Origin of the sequence: Salegentibacter sp. Hel_I_6 (assembly GCF_000745315.1) — a bacterium.
GTDB lineage: Bacteria > Bacteroidota > Bacteroidia > Flavobacteriales > Flavobacteriaceae > Salegentibacter.
This window is the reverse complement of the sequence record NZ_JQNQ01000001.1, coordinates 1155081-1171799: the sequence shown is the minus strand read 5'-3', so window position 1 is coordinate 1171799 and position 16719 is coordinate 1155081. Positions and strand designations below refer to the sequence as shown.

Annotated in this window: 19 protein-coding genes and 2 tRNA genes; 15 read left to right on the top strand and 6 right to left on the bottom strand. The window is 36.3% G+C overall.

The annotated features are described in order from the left end of the window. Positions 1–116: 116 nt before the first annotated feature. Positions 117–899, bottom strand: coding sequence for a hypothetical protein (locus FG27_RS05295; RefSeq protein ID WP_037316477.1), 783 nt, complete (start codon positions 897–899; stop codon positions 117–119). Positions 900–929: 30 nt separating this feature from the next. Continuing rightward, positions 930–1664, bottom strand: coding sequence for a bifunctional 2-polyprenyl-6-hydroxyphenol methylase/3-demethylubiquinol 3-O-methyltransferase UbiG (locus FG27_RS05290; protein ID WP_037316475.1), 735 nt, complete (start codon positions 1662–1664; stop codon positions 930–932). Between the two features lie 35 nt (positions 1665–1699). Between FG27_RS05290 and FG27_RS05285 the strand changes: the two genes are divergently transcribed. Both FG27_RS05285 and FG27_RS05280 read left to right on the top strand, forming a co-directional pair. Continuing rightward, positions 1700–2194, top strand: a complete 495-nt coding sequence (locus FG27_RS05285; protein WP_037316472.1) for a YkgJ family cysteine cluster protein — start codon at positions 1700–1702, stop codon at positions 2192–2194. A gap of 189 nt (positions 2195–2383) precedes the next feature. After that, positions 2384–2755 (top strand): four helix bundle protein, encoded by a 372-nt coding sequence (locus FG27_RS05280; protein ID WP_037316469.1) that lies wholly within the window; start codon positions 2384–2386, stop codon positions 2753–2755. A 36-nt stretch (positions 2756–2791) separates the two neighbouring features. Here the strand turns inward: FG27_RS05280 and FG27_RS05275 are convergent, their stop codons facing one another. Next, positions 2792–4024, bottom strand: coding sequence for an exo-beta-N-acetylmuramidase NamZ domain-containing protein (locus FG27_RS05275; RefSeq protein ID WP_037316466.1), 1233 nt, complete (start codon positions 4022–4024; stop codon positions 2792–2794). Positions 4025–4033: 9 nt separating this feature from the next. On the opposite strand from FG27_RS05275, the gene FG27_RS05270 reads away from it, so the two are divergent. Both FG27_RS05270 and FG27_RS05265 read left to right on the top strand, forming a co-directional pair. Beyond that, on the top strand, positions 4034–5266 hold the full coding sequence (locus FG27_RS05270) for an ABC transporter permease (protein WP_037316464.1): 1233 nt from the start codon (positions 4034–4036) through the stop codon (positions 5264–5266). Positions 5267–5424: 158 nt separating this feature from the next. After that, a complete protein-coding gene (locus FG27_RS05265; RefSeq protein ID WP_037316460.1) occupies positions 5425–6405 on the top strand; it encodes a PLP-dependent cysteine synthase family protein in 981 nt (326 codons plus the stop codon). Positions 6406–6502: 97 nt separating this feature from the next. Here FG27_RS05265 and FG27_RS19350 read toward each other — a convergent pair whose 3' ends face one another. The 3 genes from FG27_RS19350 to FG27_RS05250 form a co-directional block, all read right to left on the bottom strand. Further along, positions 6503–6727 (bottom strand): hypothetical protein, encoded by a 225-nt coding sequence (locus FG27_RS19350; RefSeq protein ID WP_156101207.1) that lies wholly within the window; start codon positions 6725–6727, stop codon positions 6503–6505. A gap of 119 nt (positions 6728–6846) precedes the next feature. Next, complete coding sequence (locus FG27_RS05255; RefSeq protein WP_037316455.1) at positions 6847–7041, bottom strand: hypothetical protein; 195 nt, start codon at positions 7039–7041, stop codon at positions 6847–6849. Between the two features lie 117 nt (positions 7042–7158). Beyond that, positions 7159–7713, bottom strand: a complete 555-nt coding sequence (locus tag FG27_RS05250; protein ID WP_037316452.1) for a hypothetical protein — start codon at positions 7711–7713, stop codon at positions 7159–7161. 68 nt (positions 7714–7781) lie between these two features. On the opposite strand from FG27_RS05250, the gene FG27_RS05245 reads away from it, so the two are divergent. The 11 genes from FG27_RS05245 (at position 7782) to FG27_RS05195 (ending at position 16627) form a co-directional block, all read left to right on the top strand. Further along, positions 7782–8486, top strand: coding sequence for an SGNH/GDSL hydrolase family protein (locus tag FG27_RS05245; RefSeq protein WP_037321962.1), 705 nt, complete (start codon positions 7782–7784; stop codon positions 8484–8486). Between the two features lie 43 nt (positions 8487–8529). Beyond that, entirely contained in the window at positions 8530–9810 is a 1281-nt protein-coding gene (locus FG27_RS05240; RefSeq protein ID WP_037316449.1) for a DUF2851 family protein, read from the top strand. 18 nt (positions 9811–9828) lie between these two features. After that, entirely contained in the window at positions 9829–10059 is a 231-nt protein-coding gene (locus FG27_RS05235) for a hypothetical protein (RefSeq protein ID WP_037316446.1), read from the top strand. A gap of 168 nt (positions 10060–10227) precedes the next feature. After that, complete coding sequence (locus FG27_RS05230; RefSeq protein WP_037316443.1) at positions 10228–12306, top strand: amino acid carrier protein; 2079 nt, start codon at positions 10228–10230, stop codon at positions 12304–12306. Between the two features lie 12 nt (positions 12307–12318). Further along, positions 12319–13185, top strand: a complete 867-nt coding sequence (locus FG27_RS05225) for a helix-hairpin-helix domain-containing protein (protein ID WP_037316440.1) — start codon at positions 12319–12321, stop codon at positions 13183–13185. A 123-nt stretch (positions 13186–13308) separates the two neighbouring features. After that, a complete protein-coding gene (locus FG27_RS05220; RefSeq protein WP_037316437.1) occupies positions 13309–14478 on the top strand; it encodes an acyl-CoA dehydrogenase family protein in 1170 nt (389 codons plus the stop codon). A 175-nt stretch (positions 14479–14653) separates the two neighbouring features. Beyond that, on the top strand, positions 14654–14848 hold the full coding sequence (gene rpsU / locus FG27_RS05215; RefSeq protein WP_037316435.1) for a 30S ribosomal protein S21: 195 nt from the start codon (positions 14654–14656) through the stop codon (positions 14846–14848). 95 nt (positions 14849–14943) lie between these two features. Then, positions 14944–15837 carry a tyrosine-type recombinase/integrase gene (locus FG27_RS05210; RefSeq protein ID WP_037316432.1) on the top strand — a complete coding sequence of 298 codons (894 nt, stop codon included), beginning with the start codon at positions 14944–14946 and terminating at the stop codon, positions 15835–15837. A 28-nt stretch (positions 15838–15865) separates the two neighbouring features. After that, the gene (gene hpf / locus FG27_RS05205) at positions 15866–16168 is read left to right on the top strand and encodes a ribosome hibernation-promoting factor, HPF/YfiA family (protein ID WP_037316429.1); all 303 of its coding nucleotides are present in this window, start codon (positions 15866–15868) and stop codon (positions 16166–16168) included. Positions 16169–16268: 100 nt separating this feature from the next. After that, a tRNA-Thr gene (locus FG27_RS05200) sits at positions 16269–16342 on the top strand. A gap of 203 nt (positions 16343–16545) precedes the next feature. Beyond that, positions 16546–16627 (top strand) — tRNA-Tyr (locus tag FG27_RS05195). Positions 16628–16719 lie beyond the last annotated feature (92 nt).

The following is a 16719-nucleotide window of genomic DNA, read 5'->3' as shown; positions in this document are numbered from 1 at the left end:
GGGGCAGGCTTTGAAAGAATTTAGGGATTACATTTGAAAACAGGTTTTGCGGATGATAGTGAATTGTTACGATTTTAAACTTCGTACCTCGTATTTCAAACCTTGTATTTAACAGATTATCTCCCCCCGGCAGCTTGCAGATCTCTTATGCATTCTGGGCCAAGTCTTGGAATACGACCACCTTCAATACCATCCATAACTCCACTACCAAATTCAATAGAAGCGCGCATTAGGCAATCATCAACATTACAATGTCCTTCGTTATCTTCATCTTTATGATCAGATTGTGGCTCGGTACCAATATCAACCAGTCCAAATAAATGGCCAAACTCGTGGTTTAACACTGCAGCTTCAATATCGCTTTCGCTTGGTGCATTTGGTCTACCGGCAAAGTTTTGTATGGTTTCCCCAAAAATTACCATGGAAGTATTTCTAAATGCAGAACCTAAAGTGAACTTGTTTTCTTCGTCTTTTTCGCTACTGCCATCAGCAATATAAATATAGATTCCAATTTCATCACCTGCATTATAAATCGTTCGGGTATCTTTTTCAATTTCAACAATTTCTTCTATAGAAAAAGGCGCTTTCCCTGAGGAGGAAACAGCTCTAAGGCTAATATTGATGCCATCTGGTTTAAAAGTGCGTTCTTCAAGGAAACTTTTGAAATTTGCCAGGGCTGCCGCATTGGGTTCAAATCCATTTACATATACAATTTCAATATTCATTGAAGTAAAATTCATATCGCTAAGGAGGTCACCCGCTGAATCCCCAAGCCCCTGTAAGTTGGCTGTTCTATCAATTCCGGGAATTCCACCATCATCTTCATCAGTTTCTGAGGAACAGGAGACACTTAAAACAGAAATAAAAAACAGGAGAAGTGCGTATTTATATTTGAACATTGAAAAGCATTTTTTTGTAAAAATATAAATTTATTGGTTTAAAGGCTGTAATTCAGCTAAATAATCGAAATGCTCTCCTTTTTTAATAAGATTGCAACTAAAATTGTTTGTCTCGGCGGCAAATTTAAGGGTTTGAAAATCTATATAAAGCCAATCAAAATAATCTGAACTCTCTCCCTTGTAAGTTACTTTAAATTCTAACTCTCCATAATAAGGCGCTTCAGAATCTATCCAAATTCCGCCATCTTCGTCGCGATCAAATAAATAACTTAGATCTGAAGAATCCAGGAGTATTTTTCCGCCGGGATTTAGTAATTCTTTAGATTTTTTAAAAAATTTGTCCAAATTTTTGAGTTTACCAATGATTCCGCTGCCATTCATTAGCATGACTATGGTGTCGAATTTTTCATTTTTTAATTCGAAGAAATCAATGTTTTGGGCATCATTAATTCCGCGTAGACGGGAAACTTCAATAGCTCCTTTTGAAGTATCAATAGCCATCACTTCTAATTTTTTCTCCTGCTGAAGATAAAGCGAATGGCTGCCGGCGCCGCAACCAACATCTAAAACCCGACCTTTAGCAAGTTGCAGGGCTTTTTTTTCTAAAGGAGGCATTTCGGCATAACCTCGGAATAAATAGGGGACAGGAATTATATCATCATCAAAATCGGGAGAATGCACCTGGATATCGGTTTCATCTTTTTGGTGATAATAAGCTGAGATCGCTTTTCCAAAAATGTCTTTTACTGAAGTTTGCTGATTCATTAACGCGGTGTAGGTTCGTTTTATATCTTTGCCTAATGGAGGAAATTATTAAAAATCTCCCTGAAAAGGCCAAAGATAAGCATAAGGAAAATAAAAAGTTTTTTGCAAAACTTAGAAAAAAGCCGCCCAAAGATCTGGATAGGCAAATGCAGGAAATGCATGAGGAAGAATTTTCCAGAACCAATTGCCTGGATTGTGCAAATTGCTGTAAGACTACCGGGCCGCTCTTTACAAACAAAGATGTAGAGCGAATAAGCAAGCATTTAAAGCAAAAACCGCAGCAGTTTATTGAGCAGTATTTGCGAATAGATGAAGATAATGACTATGTGTTGCAGCAAGTGCCCTGTACTTTTTTGGCTCCCGATAATTATTGCTTAATCTATGATGTTCGCCCAAAAGCCTGCCGGGAATTTCCGCATACCGATAGGAAGGATTTTCATAAAATCTCCAATCTCACGATTAAAAATACCGCCATTTGTCCTGCTGCTTACAATATCGTTGAGGAGATGAAAAGGAGGGTGAAGACTTAGAATGCTTGTTTAGGTTATGGCTTCGAATGAATTGTAGTGATTTAAGATGGTTTGTTCTTGATTTTGTTGCGGGTTGCAAGATGCGCGTTGTTCGTAGCCGTAGTTTTCTTAGTAGTTGTTGCGTGTTTCGGTTTGCGCGTTAAGAATTTGATTCATTTTTATATATTGAAACAAAATAAAACCTAAAATATGAGTTCTAATTACCGCGATCTTGATATTTACAAGTCTTCCCTTAATTTATTCTTTCAAGTTCATTCTCTAAGTTTAAAGCTTCCAAAATATGAATTGTACGAATTGGGGAGTCAGATAAGAAGATCTTCAGATTCTGTAGTTACAAATATTGTTGAAGGTTATGGAAGAAAGCGGTACAAAGCTGACTTCATTAAGTTCTTAACTTATTCCCACGCCAGTAATGATGAAACCATTTTACATTTTAATAAGTTATTACACCTTTATCCTGCTATTATGGGACCTCAGGAAGACCTTGTTAAGAACTACGAAATTCTGGGAGCAAAAATTAATAAATTCATCCAATATGTAGAATTGAACTGGAAAAGTTAATATTCCGAAACCCGCAACTCGTATCCCGCAACCCCCTTAATAAATTAGGTATTGCTTTCTTTTCACTTCAAAATTTTCCAAACCTTGCTGCCAGCTTTCCCTTATTTCTTGAGCAGATAAACCTTTTTCAATTTGAGTTTGTAATTCTTTGGTTCCCGCCAGTTTTGTGAAAAAAGCGTTGAAGAATTCTCCTTTGTTTTCGGTGTTTTGATAAGCTTCAATGAGCCATTCTAAATTTATTTGATCTATCCTGGCAATTTCGCTTAAATCCCTTCCGTAACATTCTTTTCCAAGATGTTTTGGGCTTTTAGCTCCTGCTTTAGATTCAGGGGTATAGGTGAAATCAAAGTGATTCTCATCTAAAAAAGGCGAGCCAAATACCTGGAATTGCTTATCGGTTCCTCGACCTGCATTCACATTGGTTCCTTCAAAGAAACATAGGCTTGGATATAAATTTATAGCCTGCGCATTAGGCAAATTCGGAGAGGGTTTTACCGGTAGGTCGTAACCTTTAGAATGGTTATAATTTTCCATTCCTATAACTTCTAACTCGCAAGTAATTCCATTTTTTAACCACTTTTCAGCATTGATCATCTGGGCATATTCTCCCATGGTCAATCCATGGACCGTGGGAATTGGATGCATCCCGACAAAACTTTTAAATTCGGTTTCCAGAATAGGACCATCTATATAATGCCCGTTTGGGTTGGGACGGTCAAAAACAATAAGTTGAATATCGTTTTCGGCACAGGCTTCCATAACATAATGAAGGGAAGAAATGTAAGTATAAAAGCGGGTGCCTACATCCTGGAGATCAAAAATTAATACATCCAGGTCTTCAAGCTGTTCTGCTTTCGGTTTCTTGTTATCGCCATAAAGAGAGATTACAGGTAAACCGGTTTGCGCATCTTTACCATCTTTTACCGCTTCGCCGGCATCTGCAGTGCCTCGAAATCCGTGTTCTGGGGCGAAACCTTTTACAAGGTTAACTTCTAATGCCAGCAAAGAATCTACCACGTGCGTAAATTCACCGTTTTTATTCTTCATAATTGAAGTCTGGTTGCCTACAATTCCCACTTTCTTGTTTTTTAGCAAGGGGAGATAAGCTTCAGTACGATTGGCGGCAAGAATAATTTCTTCAACTTGATTTTCTTGCTGATTATTGATAGCAATTTCTTTTGAAGATTGCTCTTTCTTATTTTGGTTTCCGCAGGAAAGAATACCTATAAAAGCGAATAAAAATGTACTTTTGAATAACCTTTTAAGCATCGTGATAATTTGAATTTCGAATTTTTTGTTGTTAAACGCCTAATTGGCGGTAAAAGCCATAAAAGTAGTATTTCTGCTCCTATTATAAAAATAGCGATCGCGGCAATTGCGATTGGTGTGGTTATGATGCTGGTTTCTTTCGCCACGGGTCTTGGTTTGCAGGAAAAAATACGAGATAAAATCGCTGCTTTTAATGGGCATATTAATATTTCTAACTACGATAATAATAGCTCACAGGTCACCTTAGTTCCCGTTGATAAAAACCAGGATTTTTATCCTGAGTTTGAAACCGTAGAAGGGATTTCTCACATGCAGGCGGTGGCCACCAAGTTTGGGATAATTCGTACTGAAACCGATTTCGAAGGCGTTGTGGTTAAAGGTGTGGGAACCGATTATGACTGGAGTTATTTTGAAGAATTTTTGACTGAAGGAAAACTACCCGATTATAATAATAAGCTTAATGATGAAATTTTAATTTCGGCATATTTAGCAAATAGGCTTCAATTGAAAGTTGAGGATAGAGTGCCTACTTACTTTTTAAGAGATGGAAGTGACAGGCCTTTAACGCGAGGCTTTTTGATCACCGGGATATATGATTCAGGTTTTATGGAATTTGATAAGCTGTATGTGCTGGCTGATATTCGGCATATTCAGCGAATAAATCGTTGGGAAGATAACGAAATTGGGAATTTTGAAGTGTTTCTAAATGATTTCGATAAAATAAACGAAAAAGGCCAGGAGGTTTATGAAAATACCGGCTCCTTTTTAGATACAGAAACGATCACCCAGAAGTATTACTCGATCTTTGAATGGCTCGCGCTTTTCGATTTTAATATTGCGCTTATAATAGGAATTATGATCCTGGTGGCGGGTATTAATATGATTACCGCTTTGCTAGTGTTAATTCTTGAACGCACTCAAATGATAGGGATTCTAAAAGCGTTGGGAGGAGACGATTGGAGCATTAGAAAAATCTTTCTTTATAATGCCGGGTATCTTATTATTAAAGGACTTTTTTGGGGAAATTTAATCGGGCTGGGGCTTCTATTACTTCAGAAATATTTTAAACTCATTCCATTAAATCCAGAAACCTATTATGTTACTGAAGTGCCCGTTTATTTAAGTTGGGATTATATCCTTGCGGTAAACCTGGGTACTTTAATTCTTTGTATGTTGATGCTAATAATTCCTTCAGTAATTATTTCAAAGATTTCTCCTTCCAGAGCAATTAAATTTGAATAAACTACTCCAGAACTGTTTCACGAGACAATTAAGCTCTTATTGCCCACCTCGGAATATATAAATCTCGATTATCGAGTTAATTTAAAATATCAGGAGTTTTTGGTATTTAAGTTGAAATAGATTCAATTTTCTACCTTTGCAACTTCAAAAATTAAACTATGGATTACGTAGAAAATATATTAGGCACGATTGGGAATACGCCAATGGTGAAAATGAATAAAGTTACTAAAGAGATTGATGCACTTGTGCTGGCTAAATATGAAACCTTTAATCCTGGAAATTCGGTTAAAGATCGTATGGCGGTGAAGATGGTAGAGGAGGCTGAAGCTAATGGGATCTTAAAACCCGGAGGAACTATTATTGAAGGAACTTCTGGAAATACCGGGATGGGCCTTGCACTTGCTGCTATTGTAAAAGGGTATAAAATGGTTTGCGTGCTTTCTGATAAGCAAAGCAAGGAAAAAATTGATATTCTAAAGGCTGTGGGTTGTGAAGTAGTTGTTTGCCCAACCGATGTTGCTCCAGAGGATCCCAGGTCTTATTATTCGACTTCCAAAAGAATGGCAGAGGAAACACCAAATTCCTGGTATGTGAATCAGTATGATAATCTGGCCAATACCAAAGCACATTACGAAAGCACCGGTCCTGAAATCTGGGAGCAAACCGATGGCAAAGTGACACATTTTGTAGTGGGTGTAGGAACTGGCGGAACCATTTCTGGTGTTGGTAAATATTTAAAAGAGAAAAATCCAAATATTAAAGTTTGGGGAATTGATACCTACGGTTCTGTTTTTAAGAAATACCACGAGACCGGCGAGTTCGATGAAAAAGAGATCTATCCTTATATCACTGAAGGGATTGGAGAAGATATTCTACCAAAGAATGTAGATTTTAGTGTAATTGACGGCTTTACCAAAGTCACCGATAAAGACGCAGCGGTATACACGCGAAAACTTGCTGAAGAAGAAGGTTTTTTCTTAGGGAATTCTGCGGGTGCTGCGGCAAAAGGTTTACTTCAGTTAAAAGAGCATTTTTCCAAGGATGATGTTGTGGTAGTTTTATTTCACGATCACGGAAGTCGTTACGTAGGGAAAATTTTCAACGATGAATGGATGAAAAAACAGGGTTTTTTAGATTAAAATAGGCCTAATAAACTTACAGAATTAATAAAAGTTTTATCTCGTCATGCTGCACTCTGAAACGAGTTAAGCATGACGTTTTTTATTTATTGCAATCTTAAGGAAGCTTCTGCAGCAAATAAAAAAGTCCGCTTCCAATGAGATAAAGGAAAACATCAAAAATATCGGCGGTATATCTCCAGTGTAAGGGTGGGAGAACTACTTCAAAATAAATAGTGTACATTAAAAATACCGAGAATACTGTTATTAGATTTAGACGAATGTTTTTATCTTTTTTAAGGTATTGAACCGCAAAAAGACAAATACTTAATACAATAGGCATACAAAGAAAATCTGCCAGGTAGAACCTTAAAAGTTGTGGGACGGGTTGATCTAAAAAATAAAGGCTTTGAAGAATAGCGAAAAGAAGGCAACATATAAAAAATACTGATTTTAGGCTTTTCATAGAACTAGCAGTGAAACAATGAAGGCGATTACGCCGCCAATAACCATAACTGCAAACCAGATTGAATATCCCATTTTAGAAAAAAAACGAGCAAATGCATTTTTTGATTCCTCCTGTTCTGGCGAAGGGTTAGCTTGTGCCTGCTTTGAAGTTTTCCCGGTTTCAACTTCTTTCTTGTGGTTAGGTCTCATAATTTTCTCGCTGATTTCCTATTCAAAAATAAGATAAGCAAAATTATTAAAATCGAGTTTTTGCTTTAAAGTTTAACCTGAATTTAGGCGTAGCTTTTAAAACTATCTTAAATTCAATTAGTCTTCCCATCCCCAGGGTGCAGCTGGAGTATCTACCGGTTTGGAGAGATCAAACTCTACCGTAAAGTTATTTTTAGAACCTATTCTCTTTAGGTTATAGCTGAAGATTTCTTCATTTAAAGTAATCCACCAAACATTGGTAGCCGCTGCTGGAATTAAAGCTGCTGTCTCCTCGTCGGCAGGAAAAACCTGGATGTTTGCAAGGCCGGTATTTGAAGAAGTTCCGCCGTATTGGGTGATTTTATCTTCGCTGCCATCAGGCTGCCTGTGATCGTGTTTAAGCTGAATTTTATCATCCTCAAGCGTTAAAATCCAGGTTCGTGATTTATTTTCTCCTACAAAAAACGGAATTTTAATTTCATTCTCTTCACAGGAACGAACGTGCATTATTAGTTTTTTACCATCAAAATCATCATTACCCATCCCTTCGGTTATAGTGCCTTCATAAGTTTTGCGGCAATGGTTTTGCAGATTGCTCCAAAATTCTTCCGACGGACTATTTTGAGCAATTATGGCTGTACTGAAAAAGAATAAAAAGTAATATAATTTCATATTTAAAATGATGTAAAAGTTATAAATTGCTGCAAAATACACTATTTATTGCCTTAGAAAGATATCCTATGAAAAATTTATACTTATTATTTTTTGCTTCTTTATTAATTGGTTGCAGTTCTTCAAATTCAGTAACAACAAATACCGAAACCGATAATCCGTCAGGAATGGATTATAGTTATCTCGCCCTTGGAGATTCTTACACTATTGGGGAGAGTGTAGCCGAAAAAGACCGCTGGCCGGTGCAGCTGGTAGCAGAACTTAATGAAAGAGGTCATAAAGTTGCACCTCCAAAGATTATTGCTAAAACTGGTTGGACCACCGGAAATCTTTTGTCTGCAATGCGTTCAGAATTAAATTATACCCGAAAATTTGACCTGGTTTCTATTTTAATTGGTGTTAATAACCAATATCAGGGAAAGACTATTAAGGAATATGAAGAAGAATTACGTGAAATCTTTAAACTGGCGCTTAATCATTCTAAACTAAGGGAAAAGGGAGTTTTTGCTTTGAGTATTCCAGATTATGGAGCAACGCCTTTTGGTGAAGAAAATGCCGAAACTATTGGAGTCGAAATCGATGAATTTAATGCAGTTTTTAGAAAGGTTACTTCTGAATTTGAAGTTGACTTTTATAATATAACCCCAATCTCAAGAGAAGCTGCAAGAGATGGAGATCTTATTGCTGAAGACGGTTTGCACCCCAGCGCATTGATGTACCGCTATTGGGTTGATGAGGTTATAGATGAAATCCCCCAAATGTTACCGCAATAGCCTAAAAGCTTAGTTTTAGGCCGCATTTTTTTAATTTTAAAAGATGCGGGAAGACTTTTTACATTATCTCTGGAAATATAAGAAATTCGATTTTACCAATGCTGAAACTACGCAGGGAGAGAAAGTACTTCTTATAGATAGTGGTACACATAATTTCAACTCAGGCCCCGATTTTTTTAATGCCCGGTTAAAAATAGGAGAACAGCTTTGGGCTGGAAATGTCGAGTTACACATAAAAGCTTCCGATTGGTATTTTCATCAACACGAAAAAGATAGAAACTACAATAATGTTATTCTTCACGTGGTTTGGGAAAACGACACCGAGATTCAAAGAGATAATGATACTACAATTCCTGCTTTAAGCCTTAAAAACCTGGTAGATAAAAACCTGTTAGATGATTACAGGCAACTTTTTTCTTCCTCACAAAACTGGATTAATTGCGAAAAGAACTTTAAAGATATAGATGATTTTACGCTGCGGCATTGGCAGGAACGATTATACCTGGAACGTTTGGAGGAGAAATCGGGACTTATTACGGAATTGTTAGAAAAGTCAGATAACAATTGGGAAGCGGTTTTATTCCAAATGTTGGCCAAGAATTTCGGTCTTAATCTTAACGGCGATGCTTTTTTAAGTATGGCGCAAAGTCTTGATTTTTCAGTGGTCAAGAAGGCTTCTAATAATAATTTTACTTTAGAAGCATTATTTTTTGGTCAGGCTGGTTTGCTGAGAAAGCAACTTAATATCACTTATTTTAAAGATTTAAAACAAGAGTATTCTTATTTAAAACATAAATATACCTTATCCAATTCCGGAATAATTCCTCCAAAGTATTTCAGGTTGAGACCAGATAATTTTCCTAATATCAGACTTTCTCAATTAGCTTCCCTTTATTCTAAGCATAAAAACTTATTTTCAGTATTAATCGCCTCAAAGTCATTGAAGGATACCTATAAAATCCTGGATGTAGAAACTTCAGCCTTTTGGAAAGAGCATTTTACTTTTCCGAAGAAACATATAGAAAGACAAAAGAAGTTGAGTTCAGCATTTAAAGATCTGGTGCTAATTAATACCATTATTCCTTTGCGGTTTTGTTATTCACGTGCTTGCGGCAATGATGAGGTTGATGATTTACTTTTGATGATGGAGAATATACCTTCAGAGGGGAATAAAATTATTCAGAATTTTAAAAAGATACGTAAAGGCACTGTAGAAAATGCGATGCATTCCCAGGCAATGGTACAATTAAAAAGTAATTATTGTAATAAAAACAAGTGTTTGGAATGTGGTATTGGTATCAAATTACTGCAAAGAAGAGCTTAAAATGTTATATTTGCAACTATGAAAAAGATGGTGCATAATATTCGGTATTTTTTTGAAAGGCACGGTTTTTATGTGTCTTCCCGGGTAGCAGATAAAATGGGAATGCGCGCTAAAAGTGTTCGCCTGTTTTTTATTTATGCTTCATTTTTTACTTTAGGCTCCTGGTTTGTTGTTTATTTAACCCTGGCATTTTGGTTAAAACTTAAAGATTTAGTTTACACTAAAAGAACTTCAGTTTTTGACCTATAAGCTGTATTTAGCTGCATTTTTTTAGGGAAAATGAAGAATTGGCAAGTTTAAACCAATTTAATTTAACAAACCTTTACAATTTAACTCGTAAAAATTTGAAAAAGCCTATTTTTTTAGCATCTTGCTTCGCGGAAATATTCATTCTAAATTAAACAACCACTATTCTATATGAGAAAGTATCTACTTTCAATGTTCTTTTTGTTTTCAATTTTAGCAATTAATGCACAAGAACTGGATGTACAGGCCAAAGTTGGCAATCCATCTAACGTCATCAATAACGGTTTTATTGATCTTGAAGTAACAGGTGGGGAACCCCCTTACAAGTATGAATGGTCAGACCCGGATACTTCTTTGGAGTCTTCCCGTGCTGAAGGTCTTACCGAGGGTGTTCCTTATAAAGTAACTGTTAGCGATAGTCAGGGGAATTCTGTAACCAAAAGCTTTGAGATTAAGGCTGAAGCCATTACTGAACATTTTAATGGGACTTTTGTGCCTATCGTAGAAGGGATGACAGCAGTTTTATTCTGGGATCCTTTTACAGCTCTTGGTGTCTACGATCCAAAAGTTTATGCTGAAGAAAGAATGGTACCTACTCCAGATTGGGCCGCTGATACTGAAGATAAGTTCACTTTAAAAGAATGGAGGGTAGAAGAAGGTAGCCACGTAAATGAAGGCGATCTTATTGCTATTGTAAGTTCAGACAACAGTGGAGACTTAGAAGCTACTGCTAATGCTACCGGAACTGTAAGTTACCTCGTAGATGAAGGTGGAACTATTTGGGATTACCAAAATAGCTCAGATCTTATTGAAACAAACGCGCACATGCTCGCTCGAATTCAATATGACGAGCCACAACTTTTAACCAATCCAAATGGAACGCCACAAAAGCATAATATTCCATTTATTGTTGTTTGGTTAATTTTTGGAGCCGCATTTTTCACTGTAAAAATGGGCTTTATCAATTTTAAAGGATTTAAACACTCTATAGATCTTGCCAGAGGAAAATATGATGAGCCTAACGCGCCGGGTAGTATTACTCACTTCCAGGCCCTGGCTACAGCAGTTTCTGCAACAGTAGGGCTTGGTAATATCGCCGGGGTTGCCGTTGCAATTTCCCTTGGTGGTGCAGGTGCAACTTTTTGGATGATTATTGCAGGTTTATTAGGGATGGCATCAAAATTTGTGGAATGTACACTTGGTGTAAAGTATCGTTTTATCAATTCTGAAGGTAGAATTTTTGGAGGACCAATGAATTATTTGCGTTATGGCCTTGAAAAAAGAAATATGCGCGGTTTAGGTAAATTCCTTGCTGCATTTTTTGCCGTACTTGGTATTGGTGCTTCTTTTGGAGGTGGTAATATGTTTCAGGCCAACCAGTCTTTTGAAATACTTTCCGGGCAATTTACTTTTTTAATCGGTAATGGTTTTTGGTTTGGTTTAGGAGTAGCGGTACTTGTAGGTATTGTAATTATTGGAGGTATTCAAAGTATAGCTAAAGTAACTGGTAAAGTTGTACCGTTTATGGCTGCAGTATATGTACTTGGAGCTTTAACTGTAATATTTATCAATATTGAAAATATAGGTCCGGCATTTGGAGCTATTTACGACGGTGCTTTTAACCCCACAGCCTTAAAAGGTGGAATTATTGGGGTATTAATCGTTGGTTTCCAACGTGCGGCATTCTCTAATGAAGCCGGGGTTGGATCGGCAGCGATTGCCCACTCGGCAGCGAAAACAAACCATCCGCCATCTGAAGGTTTTGTAGCTTTATTGGAACCTTTTATAGATACTGTAGTAGTTTGTACATTAACAGCATTGGTGTTAATTTTCACAGGAATGCACGAAGTACAGGGAGTAGGTGGAGTTCAATTAACTTCAGATGCTTTTGCCAGTGTAGTTTCCTGGTTCCCTTACGTACTGGCAATGGCGGTATTCCTATTTGCTTTTTCTACAATGATCTCCTGGTCTTACTACGGGATGCGTTCCTGGACCTATTTATTTGGAAAAAGTAAAAAGACCGAATTGGCATATAAAATACTATTCCTTGTTTTTGTAGTTGTAGGAGCTTCTATTAGTTTAGGTGCTGTACTTGACTTTTCTGATATGATGATTCTTGCAATGTCCTTCCCTAATATAATAGGGCTTTACATAATGTCTAGTGAAGTTAGAAGAGACCTTAATGAATACTCCCGAAAGCTTAAAGCCGGGGAATTATTTAAGAAGCAACGAGAAGCGAATGCTAGCTAATCTTTAAATAATATGAAACCGATAAAATCCCATTTTGTGTTCACAAGGAGCCAACAAAATGGGATTTTTCTTTTGGTATGTATTATAATTGTGCTTCAGGCTATTTATTATTTCTCTAATTTTTCTACTGAAAGTACAAAAAGCGATTTAAGCCAGGAGGAAATTGAAGGTTTCCAGGCTCAAATAGATTCCATAAAACTCGCCAGAGCCGAAGCAGATTCGGTGAAAATATTTCCTTTTAATCCTAATTATATAACCGATTTTAAAGGTTACAGTCTTGGAATGAGTCTTGCAGAAATTGATAGGCTTCATCAATTTAGAAATGAAAATAAATGGATTAATTCTGCGGAAGATTTTAAGAGAGTTACCGGGGTTTCAGATTCTTTACTTGCTGTTATTTCGCCATACTTTAAATTTCCAGATTGGGTTATTGAAGCTGAAAAGGAAAAGAAGTTTGCAGAGCCTACATCTCTTGTAGCTGTTTCAGATTTGAATAATGCGGAACCAGAAGATTTGCGTCAGGTCACCGGAATAGGAGAGGTGCTTGCAAACCGTATTGTAAACTACCGAACCAAAATTGGTGGTTTTAGAAGTGAACTCCAATTAAAAGATATCTATGGTTTAAATTATGAAACCCGGGAGAATCTTCAAAGACAATTTCGTGTTATTAAGCTTGAAAATTTCAGTTTAATAAATATTAACGAAGCGAAAGTTTTAGAATTGGTTGAGGTGCCTTATATAAGATATGAACTTGCCAGAGAAATTATCGACTATCGCCAACTGCACGAAGAAATCAGGTCTTTTGAAGAATTATCAAAAATAGAAAGTTTTCCTTCAGATAAAATCGATAGAATTCAATTATATTTGAGCTTAGATTGATTATTCGGAATTAAAAGAATTTTATTTAATAAGTACGAATATCTCTAATATTAAAAAAATGATTTTATTTTAGTGAACCGGGGATTTCTTTCCCTTTCGCAATAAAAGAAAAAAGAAATTATTATGAATACAATGTATTTTACAGAGGAACACGAACTCTTTAGGAAAAGTTTTCAGGAATTTTTGCAAAAAGAAGTGGTGCCTCATATTGATAAATGGGAGAAATCTGGAACTATAGAACGTTTTATCTGGAAGAAATTTGGGGAAATGGGATATTTTGGTCTTAATCAACCCGAAGAATATGGCGGGATGGATCTTGATATTTTTTATACCGTAATATTTCTTGAAGAACTTCAAAAGATAAACAGCGGTGGTTTTGCTGCTGCAATGTGGGCACACGCCTATTTGGCAATGACTCACGTAAATAAAGAAGGTGACGATGCGATTAAGAAAAAATACCTAACACCAAGTATTGAGGGTGAAAAAATTGGTTGCCTTTGTATTACAGAACCTTTTGGTGGCTCTGATGTGGCAGGAATGCGAAGTACCGCAATAAAAAAAGGAGATAAGTATATCTTAAATGGTTCCAAAACCTTTATTACAAATGGGGTATATTCAGATTATTTGGCAATTGCTGCCAAAACTGATCCTGATAAAGGAAATAAAGGAATGAGTATTTTTATTGTAGATCGCGATACTCCAGGAATTTCGGCTTCAAAATTAGATAAATTAGGATGGAGAGCTTCAGACACTGCTGAGCTGGCCTTTGATGATGTAGAAATTCCTGCTGAAAATCTAATGGGTGAAGAAGGAAAAGGATTCTCTTATATCATGCAACATTTTGCTTTAGAGCGTCTTATTATGGGAATTAACGCCCACGCTCGCGCAGAATATGCCCTGGACTATACTCTAGGCTATATGGCCGAAAGAGAAGCTTTTGGTACCACTATAGATAAATTTCAGGCTTTAAGACATTCGGTAGCCGATATGGCTAGCGAAGTAGAGATGAATAAGGAATTTAACTATTCTATCGCTAAAAGACTTAATGACGGGCAGTATGTAGTGAAAGAAGCAAGTATGTCTAAATTGCTTTCCACTAAAATGGCCGATAAAGTTATTTACGACTGTCTGCAATTATTAGGAGGGTATGGTTATATGGAAGATTATCCTTTAGCCAGAATGTTTCGCGATAGTCGTTTAGGACCTATTGGAGGAGGAACTTCTGAAATTTTAAGAGAGATTATCGCTAAAATGATTATCGATAAAAAAGAGTACAAACCTGCAGCACGATAGTTGAGGTAATTATTTTAGCGAAAATTCCACATTTATCGCTAAAATGATTATCGATAAAAAAGAGTATAAGCCGGCAGCAAAATAGGCTTAAATAATTAATTAAAATATTGGTTGCAGGTTCTTAGATTTAAATTATCTTTGCAGCCTATTTCTAAAGAAAGGGGGTGATGACACTATGTTAATAATACCAGTAAAAGACGGAGAAAATATAGATAGAGCGCTAAAGCGTTTTAAGCGAAAATTCGATAAAACCGGAACAATGCGCCAGCTGAGAAGCCGCCAGCATTTTACGAAACCTTCTGTTGCGAAGAGAGCTCAGGTTCAAAAAGCCGAGTACATTCAGCATTTGAGAGATCAGGAAGATATCTAGTAAGATATAATCGAATTTCCCCGAAGCTATTCGGGAAAACAATATAACTGTTGATAGATTAAAGTTTGCTAACTTTGTCTATCAACAGTTTTTTTATGCCCTTTCCTCAATTTTTAGATTACCTCCAATTAGAGAAAAAATATTCTCCCAATACCTTAACTGCTTACAAGAACGATTTAGAATCTTTCTCTGAATTTATTCAATTTGAATTTGAAGAAAATGATCTGAGTAAAGTGAATTATGCCCAAATAAGAAATTGGATTGTTTCTTTGGTAGATCAGGGGGTATCTAATAGAAGTATTAATCGAAAAATTAGTTCTTTAAAGGCTTATTATCGATTTCTTCAGAAAACGGCTGATATAGAATTTTCACCTCTGGCGAAACATAAAGCTTTAAAAACTGCATCTAAGATCCAGGTTCCCTTTTCTGAAATAGAAATAAAAGAGGTTTTGGAACAAATTGATACTTCAGATTTTGAGGGACTTCGGGATAGGCTAATTGTAGAGCTTTTTTATACTACGGGAATAAGGCGTATAGAGCTTATTGATATCAAGGTCCAGAACGTGGATTTAGCCGGGAAATATATAAAAGTTCTGGGTAAGAGGCAGAAAGAAAGAATTATTCCGCTTTTACCCGGCGTAATTTCAAATCTGAAAAACTATATAGATCAACGCGCAACGATATTAACAAGCCAGGAGGTTCCCTATCTATTTGTCTCTCAAAAAGGTATTAAATTATACGAAAGTCTTGTTTATAGAATTATAAATAATTATTTTAGTAAGGTGTCTGGCAAAATAAAAAAAAGTCCGCATATCCTGCGGCATTCCTTTGCTACGCATTTATTAAACCAGGGTGCTAACCTAAACGCCGTAAAAGAATTGCTTGGGCATTCCAGTCTTGCAGCTACGCAGGTATATACCCACAATAGTATTTCAGAACTTAGTAAAGTTCATCAAATGGCGCACCCACGTAATAAAAAGACCAATTAAAATAATGTTTAATTAAATTCTACTGAAGATGAAAGTAAATGTGCAATCTGTTAACTTCAATGCCGATCAAAAATTAATTGATTTCATCCAACGAAAATTGGATAGGCTTGAAAATTATTACGATAAAATTATTTATGCTGATGTCTTTCTAAAAGTTCAAAATACCAGCGGAAAAGATAATAAGGTAACTGAAATTTTATTGAGTATTCCCGGTGGAGATATCATGGTTAAAAAAACCTGTAAGAAATTTGAGGAATGTGTAGATGAATGTGCTACATCCCTGCAAAGACAGTTAATTAAACGCAAAGAAAAATTAAGTGCGCATGTTTAAATATTTTTTTGGCAGAAATGTTTTGTGAAAGAAATAATTTATATACATTTGCAGTCCGTTAGAAATAGCGGACTTTTTTATGCTAAAAAGTAGCGTAAAGGCCGATGTAGCTCAGCTGGCTAGAGCAGCTGATTTGTAATCAGCAGGTCGTGGGTTCGAGTCCCTCCATCGGCTCTTGAAATTTTGAAATAAAATGTATTTTTTAAACTTAATTTATTGAAAATTAAGTTGCTAAAAATTTTATAGAAAAATTTTAAAAAATGCTTTGGACGGTGCTGTAAAATTACGTTTATTTGCAGCCGTTAAAAAAACAAACCGTCATAAAGCTTAGTTGGCTTGCCAGCTATGGTTCTATGAAATAGTGGAAAAATAAATTTGGGGAGATACTCAAGCGGCCAACGAGGGCAGACTGTAAATCTGCTGACTACGTCTTCGCAGGTTCGAATCCTGCTCTCCCCACAAAGATTTAAAAACAGTAGTTTTTGAGTCGAAGTTTGGAACCATCCAAACGAGATCATCAAGCTTAGAAGATGATCTAATTAGATTTAATG